This is a genomic window from Amycolatopsis sp. (assembly GCF_025464955.1).
Lineage (GTDB): Bacteria > Actinomycetota > Actinomycetes > Mycobacteriales > Pseudonocardiaceae > Amycolatopsis.
The window spans coordinates 86,139-101,285 of the sequence record NZ_JAODNM010000140.1; the positions used below are offsets into that span (position 1 = coordinate 86,139).

Genomic DNA, 15,147 nt, shown 5'->3' on the forward strand with positions numbered 1-15,147 from the left:
CTAGGGGTGCGGCGCATCTCCTTGGTCCGGGGGGAGGGCCGCTAGCAGGGTGCCGATTTCCGAGGTGCGGGGATCGCCGAGCCGGCGGCAGACTTCCAGCGCTTCGGTCCAGCGGGCGGCGGCGGCGTCGGCTCGGCCCATCAGCAGTTCGACCTTGCCGTAGGTGATGAGGACGTCGATGGTGCCGTAGTCGACGCCGAGTTCGCGCAGGCCGGCGAGCGCGCGATCGCAATGCCCGATGGCCTCACCAAGCCGTCCGGCGCCCGCGCAGGCATCCGCGACGTTCCCCAGCGCCAACGCCGAGTGGTATCGATCACCGAGCCCGTCGAAGGCGTCGTGGGCCGCGTAGGCGTGCTCGATGGCTTCCTCGAACCGTTCCAGCGCGATACAGCTGGCGCTGACGTTCAGCAAAGCGTGCGGCACATACGTCTTCTGGCCCGTCTCGACGGCCGTCTTCGCCGCCTCCGAGCCGCACCGATACGACTTCTCGAACTCCTCGCGCAGGTAGTACGCGCCGGCGAGGTTGCTGAGGATCGCCAAGGTCAGCAGGCTGCCACCGACTTCGTCCGACGCCTTCCTGGCCTCTTCCAAGACTTCCAGCGCGTCGTCGAGCCGCAACGCGCGCAGGTACGCCGAACCGAGATTGTTGGCGGCGTACTGCAGGCCCAGCCTGTCCCCGGCGTCCCTTGCGGCGACGACGGCGTCGGTCGCGGTCGCGATCCACTCGTCGAGGTCGTGCCGCTCCGCGAAGAACCCGCGCAGCAGCCACGCCAGCTTCCACGCTGACGCCGCCAAGCCCCGGCGCGCCATCGCGGACACGAGCGCGACGAGCGTCGCCCGCTCGGCGACGTACCAGGCGGTCGTGTCGTCGTGGTCGGAGAAGCCGACCTTCGGACCGGACACCTCCGGCAGCGCGACGTCTTCGGTGAGCAGATCCGGCCGCACCCACTGGTTCGCTTCGGCCACCGCGCACAGGTACCAATCGCCGACCCGTTTCAGCACGGCGACGCGATCCGCTTCGCCGTAGTCCTCCTCGGCGAGCTCGACGGCGTAGACGCGCAGAAGATCGTGGAACTGGTATCGGTCACCGCGTGCCTGGTTGAGCAGGTGCGCCGCGGCGAGCTGGTCGAGCAGCGCGCGGGTGGCGTGCGTCGGGTGTCCGCTCAGTACCGCCGCCGCCCGCAGGCTGATGTCGACGCCGGGGTGCAGACCGAGCAGCCGGAACAGCCGGGCCGCGTCCGGGCGCAAGGCGTTGTACGACCACGAGAACGTCGCGCGCAGGTCGGTCCCGGCGTCCTGGGGGTCCCGCAGGGTGTCGAGTCTGCTGTGCTGGTCGCGTAGTTCGTCGACGATACCGGCGATCGACAGATCGGCGAACCTGGACGCCCGTTCGCCCGCCAGCGCGAGCGCCAGCGGCAGCCGTCCGCACAGCGCGGTCAGTTCCGCCACCGCATCCGGTTCCGCCTCGAGCCGGGCGTAACCGACGCTGCCGGCGAGCAACGCCGTCGCGTCGCGCTGATCGAAAGACCGCAGCGCGAGCCGGCGCGCACCCTCCCTGGCGACCAGGCCCCGCAACTGGTTTCGGCTGGTGACGACCACGAGGTTGCCGGATCCGGGCAGCAGCGGGCGGATCTGGTCGGCGTCGTGGGCGTTGTCGAGCAACATCAACATCCGCGCGCCGGCCAGCCTGCTGCGCAGCATCGCCGAGCGTTCCTCCACAGTGGAGGGAATGCGGGCGGCGGGGACGCCGATGGAGCGCAGGAACCGGGCCAGCGCCGTGTCCGAGCCGACGGGGGTGCCCGCCGAGTGGCCGCGCAGGTCCAGGAACAGCTGCCCGTCGGGGAAACGGTCTCGCACGGAGTGGGCCCAGTGCACGGCGAGCGAGGTCTTGCCGACACCCGCGGTGCCCTCGATCAGCGCGATCGAAGTCGCGTCCGGTGGACGTTCGGCCAGAAACCGGTCCAGTTCGGCGATCTCCGCCTCCCGGCCGGTGAACTTGGCCACATCGAACGGAAGCTGGCGCGGCAGCGACTCGGCGGTCCGCGGCCGCGGCGCCCCGGGGGCGAGCAGCTCGCCGTGCAGCGTCCGCAGCCGGTCCCCCGGCTCGACTCCGAGTTCGTCGGCCAGCACCTCGCGGAGCTGCGCATACCTGGCCAGCGCCTCGGCACGGCGGCCGGACCTGGCCAGCACCCGCATCAGCCGCTCCCACAAGGATTCCCGGAGCGGGAACTGGGCGATCAGCTCGGTCAGCTCCGCGGCGAGCTCGGAATCGGGGGCCAGCCCGGCATCGAGGTCGATCCGGCGTTCGACCGCGAACAGGTGGCGTTCGGTCAGCAACGGAGTCCAGTCGGCCGCCAGCGCGGGAGAACCCACGCCCTCGAGCGGAGTCCCGCGCCACAGCTCCAGCGCCGCAGCGAGCAGTTCACGCTCACGAACGGGGTCCTGCTCGACCGTCGCGTCGTCGAGCAGGCGCAGGAACTCGAGCGCGTCGACCTCGGAAGGGACGGCGGCGAGCCGGTAGCCCTCCGGCTCGGTCACCACCGCGGTGTCCCCGAGCCGGCGCCGCAACCGCATCACGTACGTCTGCAGGCTGCCCCTGACCCGCTCAGGAAGCTCGTCGCCCCAGACACATCGGGCGAGGGTGTCGATCGAAACCAGGCGCCCGGCGGACAACGCCAGCGTCGCGAGCAGCGCGCGCTGGCGGCTGCTCGTGAGTACGAGGAGGCCGCCGTCACCGATCGCCCGAAACGGGCCGAGAAGCCGGATATCGATGGTGGCAATCCCTCCAGTGCTCGTCCGCGGCTCGGTCTATCGACTCGATAGCGTCGCACCCAGGACCCCGCGCTTCAAGTCCCTCGAGATTTCCGGGCACCTGCCCCGAACGCGCGGCAGGGCCCCACGCGGTTGCGTGGGGCCCTGCCGAGTCGCTCTGGGAGCGGACTTACTTCTTCTTCGCGGCGGCGGTCGTCTTCCGCTTGACCGGGGCCTTCGCGGCGGCGGGCGCCTTGGCAGCTGCCTTCGGCGCGGCCTTGGCGGCGACCGGCTTCTTGGCAGCGGTCGCCTTGGCGGCCGTGGCCTTCGGAGCGGCCTTGGCCGGAGCAGCCTTGGCCGGAGCCTTGGTTGCGGTGGCCTTCGCGGCCGGCTTCGCGGCGGCGGCCCGCGTGGTGGTCGCCCGCGTGGTGGTCGCGCGGGTCGCGGTCGCCCGAGGCGCACGCGTGGTGGTGCTGCGGGTCGCGGTCGGGCGGCTGGCGGTCGCCCGGGTGGCCGCGGTGCGCGTGGTGGCGGCGGCCGCACGCGTGGCGGTGGAAGCCGTCGCGCGCTTGACGACGGTGGCCTTCGGCAGCTTCTTCGTGCCGCTGACCACGTCCTTGAAGGTCGTACCGGCCCGGAACGCGGGCACGTTGGTCTTCTTGACCTTCACGGTCTCGCCGGTGCGCGGGTTCCGAGCGGTGCGAGCGGCGCGGGCGCGCTTCTCGAACACCCCGAAGCCGGTGATGTTCACCTTCTCGCCCTTGTTCACGGTGCGGATGATGATGTCGACGAGGCCGTCGACAGCCTCAGACGCAACCTTCTTGTCGCCCAAACGCTCGGAGAGCGCCTCGATGAGCTGAGCCTTGTTGGCCATTCCCGTCCTCCAAGAAGAACTACTTGTACACGGCCACGTCGGCCGACTATGCGCACACGGTATTACCAATGCAGCACAAATTCCAAACGGCGCGCGGAAATTTCCCTTGTATCGGGCGTGGTTCCGCCTCTTGAGGGACCCCGATGGGGTCATCCGAGGTGCCGTTCGGAGTGGATTTCGGGGGGTCTGGCGGGGTATGGATCCCCTTGCTGAGCAGGGAATCCATACCCCGGGAGGCGCCTGAGGGGCTTTACGGGGCGGTCACAGGCTTCCAGCTCGGACGGCCGGATTCGAACGAATCGATCTCTGCGGCGTGTCGGAGCGTCAGGGCGATGTCGTCGAGCCCCTCGAGGAGCCGCCAGCGGGTGTAGTCGTCGATCTGGAAGGGCGCGGTGAAGTCCTTGGCTCGTACGGTCTTCGACTCGAGGTCGACCGTGACCTCCGTGCCCGGCTCGTTTTCGAGCAGCTTCCAGAGCAGTTCGACGTCCTGCTGCTCGCACTGGGCGGCCAGCAGGCCCTGCTTGCCGGAGTTGCCGCGGAAGATGTCGGCGAACCGGGACGAGACGACCGCCCGGAAGCCGTAGTTCATCAGGGCCCAGACGGCGTGCTCCCGCGACGAGCCGGTGCCGAAGTCGGGCCCGGCGACCAGGACACTGCCCCGGTTGAAGGGCTCCTGGTTGAGGATGAACTGCTCGTCACCGCGCCAGGCGGCGAACAACCCGTCCTCGAACCCGGTGCGGGTCACCCGCTTCAGATAGACCGCGGGGATGATCTGGTCAGTGTCCACGTTGGACCGGCGCAGGGGGACCCCGATACCGGTGTGGGTGGTGAACGGCTCCATGGTGGTGGGTCCCTTCTCAGACGAGGTCGGAGGGTGCGGAAAGCGTGCCCCTGACAGCCGTAGCGGCCGCCACGAGCGGCGAGACGAGGTGCGTGCGGCCGCCCTTGCCCTGCCTGCCCTCGAAGTTGCGGTTGGAGGTCGACGCGCTGCGCTCACCCGGCTTGAGCTGGTCCGGGTTCATCCCGAGGCACATCGAGCAACCCGCCTGGCGCCACTCCGCGCCGGCGTCGATGAAGATCTTGTCCAGGCCTTCGGCTTCGGCGGCGACGCGGACCCGCATCGAACCCGGGACCACCAGCATCCGCACCGAATCGGCCACCTTGTGGCCGCGCAGGACGTCCGCGGCGGCCCGGAAGTCCTCGATCCGGCCGTTGGTGCAGGAGCCGAGGAAGACGGTGTCCACGGCGATCTCACGCAGCGGGGTGCCCGGTTCCAGGTCCATATAGGACAAGGCCTTCTCGGCGGCGATCCGCTCGTTCTCGTCGACGATCTGCGCCGGGTCCGGGACGCTGGCGCCCAGCGGGAGTCCCTGCCCTGGGTTGGTGCCCCAGGTGACGAACGGCGTGAGCTCGCTCGCGTCGAGGTGGACTTCGGCGTCGAACTCGGCGTCTTCGTCGGTAGGCAGCGAACGCCAGTTCTCGACCGCGGCGTCCCAGTCGTCCCCCTTCGGCGCGCGGTCGCGGCCCTTCAGGTACTCGAACGTCGTCTCGTCGGGGGCGATCATCCCGGCGCGGGCACCGGCTTCGATGGACATGTTGCAGATGGTCATCCGCGCTTCCATCGACAGCTTCTCGATCGCCGCGCCGCGGTACTCCAGGACGTAGCCCTGGCCGCCGCCGGTGCCGATCTTGGCGATGACCGCCAGGATGATGTCCTTCGCCGTGACACCGGGCCGGAGTTCGCCGTCGACAGTGATCGCCATCGTCTTGAAAGGACGTAACGGCAGCGTCTGGGTCGCCATCACGTGCTCGACCTCGGAAGTGCCGATGCCGAACGCCATCGCGCCGAAGGCGCCGTGGGTCGAGGTGTGACTGTCGCCGCACACCACGGTCATCCCGGGCTGCGTCAGGCCGAGCTGCGGGCCGATGACGTGCACGATGCCCTGCTCGGCGTCGCCCATCGGGTACAGGGTGACCCCGAACTCCTTGCAGTTGCTCCGAAGGGTGTCGACCTGGGTGCGGGACACGAGGTCTGCGATCGGCTTGTCGATGTCGACCGTCGGGACGTTGTGGTCCTCGGTGGCGATCGTGAGATCGGCTCGCCGCAACGGGCGCCCGGCGAGCCGCAGCCCGTCGAAGGCCTGCGGGCTGGTGACTTCGTGCAGCAGGTGGAGGTCGATGTAGAGGAGATCGGGCTCATCGCCTTCACCTTGGCGCACCCGGTGCGCCTCCCATACCTTTTCCGCCATCGTGCGGCCCCGCGCAGTGCTGGAGCTGGCCATCAGGGCTCCTCCCAAAGGTTGGCGGGAGCAAGGAACTCGGTCGGGCCGGCGGCGAAGGGTGCCGTGGGGCTCAAGAGGCAAGGCGTCGCGTCGATCGCGACCTGAGTTCGATTTTCCCATATTCTGGACTTCCCAAAGTGCGGGAAGATAGTATCGCGTCGTGGGACAGCATAGCGGGATCGGAGTACTGGACAAGGCAGTGGCCGTGCTCCAGGCAGTGGCCGAGGATCCATGCGGCCTGGCGGAACTGTGCGCCCGGACGGGTTTGCCGCGCGCCACGGCGCATCGGCTCGCCGTTGGGCTCGAGGTGCACCGGCTGCTGCGCCGGGGACCGGACGGCCGGTGGCGGCCGGGCACCGCCCTGTCGGAACTGGCGGGCGGCTCGACCGACCCACTGGTCGACGCGGCGGCGGCGATCCTGCCGAAGTTGCGCGACATCACCGGGGAAAGCGTTCAGCTGTACCGGCGCGACGGCGTGCAGCGGATCTGCGTGGCGACCGCCGAACCGCCGAGCGGGCTGCGCGACACCGTGCCGATCGGCTCCAGACTGCCGATGACGGCCGGCTCCGGAGCGAAGGTCCTTGCCGCGTGGTCGGATCCGCACACCCAGCGGACGATCCTCACCGACGCGGTCTACGGCGAGCGGACGCTGCTCGAAGTACGTCGCCGAGGCTGGGCCCAAAGTGTCGCCGAACGGGAGCCAGGCGTGTCGAGCGTCTCAGCGCCGGTGCGGGATTCCTCGGGCACGGTGATCGCCGCGGTGTCAGTTTCCGGCCCCATCGAACGCATCGGCCGGAAGCCCGGCGCGCGCTGGGCGGCGGATCTCCTCGCCGCCGCCGACGCCCTCCAGGAACGCCTGTAACCACAGTCTATTCGAACGCCTGAGCGAGTAATCCCCTGTCCAGCAAACGATTACACGGCCGTCAGAGGGCCCAGGGCCGTTCGGGGTGCCGAGGCCGGTCGGGCCGTCGTAGCCGGTTCCGTCCGTAGTGGAGGGTGCCGGGACCGTGACGCCGCCGCGCCACGACATCGCGCGGTGCTCACCCGGCTTGAGCGTCAGCAGCCGGCTCAGCACGCCTTCGTACTGACCGGTCCGGTTCGGTACGAGCGAGGCCTCGTAGCTCAGCTTCGGCGTCGCGCAGGCGAACGTCCTGCGCGGGCAAGTCGGTGGGTACGACGCATCGATCGTGGCCAACGCCGACGCTGGGTACGTCTGGTCGGCCGGGATCGAATCCGTCTTGGGGACGCCGAGGACGTAGTCATACGGCGATCTGGATGACGACGGTGACACCTGGCGGCCGACGACGCCGTACTGCGGAACACCGACGTCGACTCGCTGGGCGTCACCGCGGACGCCGGGACTGCTGTCTACGTCGGCGCCGCGGCCAAGCCGGTTCACAGTCCCGGGGGCGTTGGTCTCCACCCCGGTAACGGCGACGCTGTGGCCGGGTGGCCCGGCGCCGGCACGAAATGTGCACCGGCGGCTCCGGTCACCTGAACCTTTCCACCGGTCGGCAGCGCGTAGGTGTGCGACTGGGGCGGCTGAGACAGAGCCGGAGCGCGACGGGCGCTGCCGCCGCGGCAGGCGTCGCGACGACGAGTCCGGCCGCCTGTCAAGAACTGCGGAGCATTTCGAAAACAACTAATGACCAACGGAACAATTCAGCCGGGAATAGGGTAACGCTCACCCGGATACCGAAGCTATTCGCCTTCATGAAAGTGAATAGCTTCGGAGTTACTTGCGGGTGAGCTGGTAACCCAGGTCCTGGCGGAGGTACACCTCGATGAACACGCGCAGGTACTCGTCGCGGGCCAGCCCGGCGAAGTACTCGGCCAAGTCCTTGTCCACCGTCTCGGTCAGGTTGACGATCCGCCAGCGGTTCAGCGGACGGAGTTCGGTACCGGCAACGGAGTGCTCGACATGGAACAGCGGCTGCCCGGTCCCAGCGTGCAAGACCCGGCCGTCCGGCGTGGTGAACTCCGACGCCCCGATGAAGAACGCCCGCTGCTGATCGTGGTCGAGGTGGACGTGCTCGATCACCGTGCCGTACGTGTCCTGGTCAAGCCATAGTCGCTGGTCGGAGACGCGGGTGAACTCCTCGGTGCGCCCTTCGGTCTTGCCATCGAACTTCTCGCGGCTGCCGGGCCTGACGACGGTCGGGATGTAGATGTCCGGCGCGGACGCCTTGCGCACCTCCATGTCCCACAGCATCGAACGGGTGAACACCAGGTCGCGATCGACGTCGTAACGGTCCGCCAGCACCTGGTTGACATCGACCGCCGGCAGGTCCGCGATCGTGTTGCCCGGCGCAGCCCAAGCCTCTTCCAGCAACTTCTCGTGTTCCATGACTACTCCTCGGTAATAATCTATGATAGTCATATTTAGTGACTAAAATGAGACTAGCCCCGCGCGGACGGGACGGCAATCGGACCGAGCGGAAGTGAGAGCAGGAACACGGCCGAACTACACTGATCCACCACTACGACGAGGAGGCGGGAACACGTGGTTACCCGGGCCGAGAGGAACCGTTCGAACCCCGATCTCGGGGTACTGGCGGGCAGGCTGCTGTTCGCCGTGCAGAACGAGCTGTTCGCGTCGCTGCGCGAGCAGGGCTTCACCGACCTCCACCACCGCCACGGGTCCGTCATGGCCTATCTCGACCCCGAGGGCGTCCGGGCGACCGACCTGTCGAAGCTGTCCGGTCAGCACAAGCAGGTCATCGGCACGATCGTCGACGAACTGGAAGCCCTCGGTTATGTCGAACGCCGCCCCGACCCGGCCGACCGCCGGGCGAAGCTCATCTGCCCCACCGCCCGCGGCCTCGATCAGATGCGAACCGCGGACCAGATCATGGCCCGGATCCAGCAACGCCACGCCCGCCGGCTCGGACGCGACGCCTATGCCCAATTCAAGGCGACCTTCGTCGACATTGCCGAACACCAGCGGGACTACCTCCACTGACTCGGACTCGGGAGTGTGGCGGCAGGTTCTAGGCGGCCGGAACGCTCACGAGCTCCGACCGGACGCCGTTGCGGACCGGCCGAGAACGCTCTACGGTAGGACGGAACTAGAACAGGTTACAGTTTCGGGTGGCGAGCCGGAGCGAGGAGCGGACATGGCGAAAATGGCGCCGCGCAGCGACGAGGCCGACTACGTGGTCGTCGGGTCGGGCAGCTCCGGGGCAGCGGTCGCGGGCCGGCTGGCGGAGTCGGGCGCGAGCGTGATCGTGCTCGAGGCCGGCGGAACCGACGAGAAGCTGATCGTCAAGAAGCCGGGGCTGAGCGGCCCCATGCACGCGGTGCCCCAGCTCAAGAAGCCCTTCGACTGGGGCTACTACTCGGTGCCGCAGAAGCACCTCCTCGACCGCAGGCTGCCAGTGCCGCGCGGCAAGGTGGTCGGCGGCTCCAGTTCCATCAACGGCATGGTCTACGTCCGCGGCAACCGCGCCAACTTCGACTCCTGGGCCGCCGAAGGCAACGTGGGTTGGGACGCCGACAGCGTGAACGCCGCGTACAAGCGGTTGGAGGACTTCGAGGACGGGGAGGACGCCTTCCGGGGCGCGGGCGGACCGATCCGGGTCACCCGCAACAAGGACCCGGAACAGGGGTCGCTGCAGTTCCTCCAAGCCACCGCCGACACACTCGGCTGCAAGATCCTCGACGACTACAACGCCGAGTCTCAAGAGGGTGTCAGCCGGATGCAGCAGAACGCCGCCGACGGCCTGCGCTACAGCGCTTCCCGCGGCTACCTCCACCATCTCGCGCCGCCGACGCTTCAACTGCAGTCCGGGGTGCTGGCGAAGAAAGTCGTCATCGACAACGGTCGCGCCGTCGGCGTCGAGGTCGTCGACACCGACGGCACCCACCGCACCGTCCGCGCCGGCAAGGAGGTCATCCTTTCGGCCGGGTTCGTCGGATCCGCGCAGCTGCTGATGCTTTCCGGCGTCGGCCACGCCGAGCACCTCAAGGAGCACGGCATCGACGTCCTCGCGGACCTGCCGGTCGGCGACAACCTGCACGACCACATGTTCCACGCGCTGACCTTCCACGTGTCGTCGAGCAGGAACAAGGGCGCGGCGTCCTACTTCGCGCGCGGACTGGTCAAGGAGCTGATCCGGCCCGGCACCACCTTCCTGGCGAACTCGGTCTTCGAGGCGGTCGCGTTCCTCAAGACGTCCCAAGCCGGCGCGGTCCCCGACCTCCAGCTGCACCTCCTGCCGTGGGCGTACGTGTCGCCCAACCAGGACGCGCCGATCCGGCACGACGTCGACAAGCGCACCGCGCTCACCGCGCTGGCGACGCTGATCTATCCGAAGAGCCGCGGCACGTTGCGGCTCGCCTCGGCCGACCCGGGCACTGCGCCATTGATCGACTTCCAGTACCTGGCCGACCCGGCCGACCTCGAGGTGCTCGGCGAGGGCTCTGAGATGGTGCGCGAGATCTTCGCTTCAAAGGCGTTCAACGGCACGGTCAAGGAGGAGATCCACCCGGGCAAGGAGCTGCGAGGCCAGGGCCTGCGCGACGCGATCCTGAATCGCGCGACGTCGGTCTACCACGGCGTCGGCACCTGCCGGATGGGAATCGACGAGCTCGCGGTCGTCGGCCCCGATCTCAGGGTTCGCGGCGTCGAGGGACTGCGGGTGTGCGACGCCTCGATCATGCCGTCGATCACCGGCGGCAACACCAACGCGCCCTGCATCATGATCGGCGAGATGGGCGCGCAACTCGTTCTCTCAGGCAAGTAACCGGAAGACGACCATGACCCTCACCCCGCTCGAGCTCACCCGTCCCGCGTCGACGACCGATGCGCTCCTGCGGCGACTCGTCGCCAGGGTGCCGGGTTCGTCCGGCGCGACCTGGAAGCTCGCCGAGGTCTACACCGGCGAGACGCTCGTCGAGCTGCCGCAGTCGACGCCGGCCGACATCGAGCAGGCGTTCGCCATCGCGCGCGAGGCGCAGCGGAAATGGGCCGCCACCCCGCTCAAACAGCGGCTGGCGGTGTTCAAGCGGGCGCATGCGATCTTCCTCGACAACGCGCGGACCGTCGCCGACCTCATCCAGGTCGAGAGCGGCAAAAACCGGCGGATGGCGATCGAGGAGACCTGCGACCCGCCGATGGTGATGAGCCATTATCTGAAGCGGGCCGCCAAGTTGCTGGCGCCGGTCAGGCGCGGCGGGCCGGTGCCGCTGCTGACGACGTCGACCGAGATCCGGCAGCCCAAGGGCGTCGTCGGCATTATCGCGCCCTGGAACTTCCCGTTCGCCACCGGCATCTCCGACGCTGTGCCGGCGCTGATGGCCGGCAACGCGGTCGTGCTCAAGCCCGACAACAAGACAGCGCTCTCACCGCTCTACGGCGTTCAACTGCTGGAAGAGGCCGGCCTGCCGGAGGGCGTGTTCCAGGTGGTGTGCGGCGAGGGCCCGGACGTCGGTCCCACGCTCATCGACCGCGCCGACTACGTGATGTTCACCGGCTCCACGGCCACCGGCCGGATGATCGGCGAGCGGGCGGGCCGGAACCTCATCGGCTGCTGCCTCGAGCTCGGCGGCAAGAACCCGATGATCGTGCTCTCCGACGCCGACCTGGAAGCGGCCGTGCGGGGCGCGATCTTCGGCGCGTTCGGCAACACTGGCCAGATCTGCATGCACATCGAGCGCATGTACCTACCGGAGTCCAGCTACGACGAGTTCAAGAACGCTTTCGTGGCCAAGGCCGAGGCGCTCGACGTCCGCGCCGCCTACGACTTCGGCCCCGACATGGGTTCGCTCGTCTCCGTCGACCAGATGCGCCGCGTGAAGTCGCATGTCGAGGACGCCGTCGCCAAGGGCGCCACCGTGCTCTGTGGGGGCAAGCCCCGGCCCGATCTGGGCCCGGCGTTCTTCGAGCCGACGATTCTCGAGGGCGTCACGAAAGACATGCTCTGCGGCGTCACCGAAACCTTCGGACCCGTTGTCGCGCTGCACAAGTACCGCACCGTCGAGGAAGCCGTCGCGCTCGCCAATGACACCGACTACGGCCTCAACGCCTCGGTCTGGAGTGGCGACGTCCACGCCGCGCGCGCCGTGGCCGCGCGCCTCGAATCCGGCAACGTCAACATCAACGACATCCTCGCCACCGCCTACGCCGCCAAGGGAACGCCGTCCGGCGGTGTCAAGAGCTCCGGCGTCGGCGCACGTCACGGCGACCAGGGCCTGCTCAAGTACACCGACGTGCAGAACATGGCCGTGCTCAAGAGGCAGGTCATGGGCCCCCGGCCAGGTCAAGATCATGAAAAGTACGTCAAGGGCATGCTCTCCGGACTGAAGATCATGCGGAAGTTGCACATCCGATAGCCGCCGTCCCGCCGACCATCGCAACTCGCCGTCGAGTTGCGGTACTTAGCGTCCGCAACGATCGCAACTCGCCGTCGAGTTGCGGCCTTTGCGTGCGCGGGTTACGCGCGTGTGCAAGGAGGGCACTTTTGTGGCTCTTGTGTCGTATGTGTGGGTCCGCGACGCCTCAGTGGGTGCCGGGTGAGGTTCTTGAGCTCAGCGGGTGTGGTCGGCTGTCAGTGACTGTGGGACTCGTCGGCGTGAACGTGGGACTCGCCGAGCCGGAGTGTGGGACTCGCCGACGCGCTGTGCGAGTCCCACGTTCAGATCGACGAGTCCCACGTTCAGCTTCGGACACCGGCATTCGCCGTACACCGACACGACCCGGCCCTTGCTGCGGTAAACGCAGCCAGTCCACAGCAACCAGCACCCTTACATACGACCGAAGAGCCACAAAAGGGCCTGTCCTGCTCTATCCGTGGGTCTGCGATGGTCGTGGGTGCTGGCTACTGCAGCGAGGACCGGGGCGGCCGGGTGCTCGTGAAGCGGTTCTGCAGGGCCTGTCCTGTCGTGCCCGTTGTGCTGACGCCCCGGTCCGAATCGGTCGTGCGGCCATTCACCCGCACGGTGAAGCGGGATTCGGCCATCTGACTCCTCTATGGCGTGCCGTTGAACTCCTCGTACAGGGCCGGGAGGAACGACGCGAGGTGGTTCATCTCGGCGGCGCAATGGTAGAGCAGGCCGGCGCCGAGGGCTTCCATGTCCGGCTCGCCCAGTGGCGCACGGCCCGCGGGAGGAGTGGCGACGGACGTGGCCGGCAGGTCGAGGTGCTGCAGGTGGTTGAGGAAGAACCTGCTGCGCATCTCCGCGCCGCCACTGGTGGCACGGACCTGGTGGACGATCCAGCCGAAGGCGACCGGCGCCACGCTCAGGCCGACGCGGGCGGCGATGACGGTTTCACCCGGCTTCGACGCCTCGAAGCCAAGCCGTGTCGGGTCGACGAACCGGATGGCCAGCGGGTTCATCTTCCCGCCGACGTACTCATCCACATAGGACACGTTGCCGACGTAGCGCTGACGGTCGGTCAACGTGCGGTCGCCGCTCCGACGCTCGGCCGCCGCGCTGTACTGGTGCGCGTCCGGGTGCCACAGCTTGTACCGGCTGGACTCGCCGGCGTGCCAGCCGAACCACCAGTCCCACATCTGCCCGGTGACCCCGGGCATGTCGGTAAGCACCGAAACCGCGACCACCCCGCTGTCCACTGTGGTCCAGCCGGTTTCCATCTTGTGATACCCGGGCCGCGACATGATCCGCGCCGCGTCCGCGAGGTCGTAGCCGTACTCCGTCGGCGCCATCCCGGCGAGCAGCACCTCGGGCACGTGCGATTGGACCGGGAGGGTGTCCTCGCGGAAGTACTTGGCGTACGGCTTAGCCAGGTCCGCCTCGCGGTAGCCCAGGTAACGATCTTCGCCGGAATAGGACACGGGCGCGGCCGTCTTGTCGGCTTCGGTGGGTTCATAGGTGAACATCGTCGGCTCCCTCGGTTGGACCCTGCATTAATGTACTTTATGGTACATTTTTAGCACAGGCCCGCCGAGGGAGCGGAGACGACGCACAACGGCCTGCGTCAGAAGACCGGAGCCGGCGCAGTGGCGTTGAGCGCCGTGACGACCGTCTGCTCCTCGTACGCGAAATGGGTCTCCAGCTCGGACGCCAGTCGGTCGAGTTCGTCACGCAGCCGGACAGGATCGCTTTCACCCGGGACATAACCGTCGACGAGCTGCTGGATCTCCGTCTGGAGTCGCGCCACCACCACGTGTTCCGCACCCAGTTTCGCCAGCGCCGGAGCGAGCGCGGGGAACTGCCGCGCCAGCATCGGGAAGGTCGCCATGTCCTCCCCCGTGTGGTGCCGCTTCAACGCCCCGCAGAAGTTCAGGCAGTGCACGCGCATCTCCTGCCCCAGGTCGGGCGGCGTCCGTTCAATCGAACCGGCGGTGCCGTCGACGACCTTGTCCGCCTGACGACGGAGTTCAGCGAGCTCCTCGCGCAGCCAGTCGTGCACCTCGACCAGCCAGTCCCCCATTCCCTTGACTCGATCAAGCTCCGAACCGACCCGATGCAGCACCACCACCGGGATCTCCCGGGTCGTTTTGGCCTGGTGTTCGGCGAATCCAGGAGCCTCGTCGAGCACTTGGGAGAACAGTCCGTCGCGCTCCTGCCCCTGTGGAATGCCCGCGATCGCCTCGTAGGTTTCGGCGCCGGTCTCGACGGTCACCATCGGGTTCTTCCGAATATTGTGGTACCACGCCGGATGGTTCGCGGCCCCCATCGCGGACGCGACGACGATGCCTTTTCCGCCGATTTCCAGGTATCCCAGCAGACTGGTCCGGTGTTGCCCACTCCGGCCCCCACGGTGTTCAACAGGACCAACCGCCAGCCCTCGAACATCCCACTCAGTTTTCCACCGTTGTCCCGAAACTCGGTGATGAGTCCTCGTTGGAACCCGGCGATGTCAAAATTCTCGTTCACATAGTCCTTTCCAGATCACTAGAACAGATCGGAGGCAGACCACGAGACACCACTGAACACGCGCACTACATAAGGACGCCAAAAAACCCCAAGACGATGCCCTACGCGAGAGACTCGGAACAATGCCGTTCTCTGTGGTGGCTAAGAAAAGCCGTAACCTCCGTGCATAGGCCCATCTGGGGCGCACACGAAGATTAACACCCTCGCCACCACGACCGCAAGGCAGCGTCGCTCACACTCCGGCGACACGGGGGAAGAGGACTTCGGCGTTGCCCTGCGTGTCAGGGTGAGTTGAGTCCACTGGTTCACAGCAACCCGGCCTGATGCAGGGCGAGATACGGATCGACTGAGATGACCCGCACGAGCATGTCCTCGCTGGTCGAGGGCGATAATGTGCAG

The 15,147-nt window shown here is 67.9% G+C and carries 13 protein-coding genes; 4 read left to right on the top strand and 9 right to left on the bottom strand.

Annotated elements, in window-relative coordinates; genetic code table 11:
* The 4 genes from JWQ81_RS36665 to leuC form a co-directional block, all read right to left on the bottom strand.
* Window positions 1–2,781: a BTAD domain-containing putative transcriptional regulator gene (locus tag JWQ81_RS36665; RefSeq protein WP_297548973.1), complete on the bottom strand. Its 2,781-nt coding sequence runs from the start codon at window positions 2,779–2,781 to the stop codon at window positions 1–3.
* 160 nt (window positions 2,782–2,941) lie between these two features.
* Window positions 2,942–3,625 carry an HU family DNA-binding protein gene (locus JWQ81_RS36670; protein ID WP_297548941.1) on the bottom strand — a complete coding sequence of 228 codons (684 nt, stop codon included), beginning with the start codon at window positions 3,623–3,625 and terminating at the stop codon, window positions 2,942–2,944.
* A gap of 250 nt (window positions 3,626–3,875) precedes the next feature.
* On the bottom strand, window positions 3,876–4,466 hold the full coding sequence (gene leuD / locus JWQ81_RS36675; protein WP_297548943.1) for a 3-isopropylmalate dehydratase small subunit: 591 nt from the start codon (window positions 4,464–4,466) through the stop codon (window positions 3,876–3,878).
* 16 nt (window positions 4,467–4,482) lie between these two features.
* Window positions 4,483–5,907 (bottom strand): 3-isopropylmalate dehydratase large subunit, encoded by a 1,425-nt coding sequence (gene leuC, locus JWQ81_RS36680; protein WP_297548945.1) that lies wholly within the window; start codon window positions 5,905–5,907, stop codon window positions 4,483–4,485.
* A gap of 160 nt (window positions 5,908–6,067) precedes the next feature.
* On the opposite strand from leuC, the gene JWQ81_RS36685 reads away from it, so the two are divergent.
* On the top strand, window positions 6,068–6,769 hold the full coding sequence (locus JWQ81_RS36685; protein WP_297548947.1) for an IclR family transcriptional regulator: 702 nt from the start codon (window positions 6,068–6,070) through the stop codon (window positions 6,767–6,769).
* On the opposite strand, the gene JWQ81_RS36690 is transcribed toward JWQ81_RS36685, so the two are convergent.
* Window positions 6,671–7,330 (bottom strand): hypothetical protein, encoded by a 660-nt coding sequence (locus tag JWQ81_RS36690; protein ID WP_297548949.1) that lies wholly within the window; start codon window positions 7,328–7,330, stop codon window positions 6,671–6,673. The genes JWQ81_RS36685 and JWQ81_RS36690 overlap by 99 nt on opposite strands.
* 312 nt (window positions 7,331–7,642) lie before the next feature.
* A complete protein-coding gene (locus JWQ81_RS36695; protein ID WP_297548951.1) occupies window positions 7,643–8,254 on the bottom strand; it encodes a hypothetical protein in 612 nt (203 codons plus the stop codon).
* Window positions 8,255–8,410: 156 nt separating this feature from the next.
* Between JWQ81_RS36695 and JWQ81_RS36700 the strand changes: the two genes are divergently transcribed.
* From JWQ81_RS36700 to JWQ81_RS36710, 3 genes are all read left to right on the top strand, one after another.
* Window positions 8,411–8,869, top strand: a complete 459-nt coding sequence (locus JWQ81_RS36700; RefSeq protein WP_297548953.1) for a helix-turn-helix domain-containing protein — start codon at window positions 8,411–8,413, stop codon at window positions 8,867–8,869.
* Between the two features lie 154 nt (window positions 8,870–9,023).
* Window positions 9,024–10,652 (top strand): GMC family oxidoreductase N-terminal domain-containing protein, encoded by a 1,629-nt coding sequence (locus JWQ81_RS36705; protein ID WP_297548955.1) that lies wholly within the window; start codon window positions 9,024–9,026, stop codon window positions 10,650–10,652.
* A gap of 13 nt (window positions 10,653–10,665) precedes the next feature.
* Complete coding sequence (locus JWQ81_RS36710; RefSeq protein ID WP_297548957.1) at window positions 10,666–12,240, top strand: succinic semialdehyde dehydrogenase; 1,575 nt, start codon at window positions 10,666–10,668, stop codon at window positions 12,238–12,240.
* Between the two features lie 485 nt (window positions 12,241–12,725).
* On the opposite strand, the gene JWQ81_RS36715 is transcribed toward JWQ81_RS36710, so the two are convergent.
* The 3 genes from JWQ81_RS36715 to JWQ81_RS36725 form a co-directional block, all read right to left on the bottom strand.
* Window positions 12,726–12,866, bottom strand: a complete 141-nt coding sequence (locus tag JWQ81_RS36715) for a hypothetical protein (protein WP_297548959.1) — start codon at window positions 12,864–12,866, stop codon at window positions 12,726–12,728.
* 9 nt (window positions 12,867–12,875) lie between these two features.
* Window positions 12,876–13,748 carry a hypothetical protein gene (locus JWQ81_RS36720; RefSeq protein WP_297548961.1) on the bottom strand — a complete coding sequence of 291 codons (873 nt, stop codon included), beginning with the start codon at window positions 13,746–13,748 and terminating at the stop codon, window positions 12,876–12,878.
* Window positions 13,749–13,846: 98 nt separating this feature from the next.
* Complete coding sequence (locus JWQ81_RS36725) at window positions 13,847–14,656, bottom strand: nitroreductase/quinone reductase family protein (RefSeq protein WP_297548975.1); 810 nt, start codon at window positions 14,654–14,656, stop codon at window positions 13,847–13,849.
* Window positions 14,657–15,147: the final 491 nt, after the last annotated feature.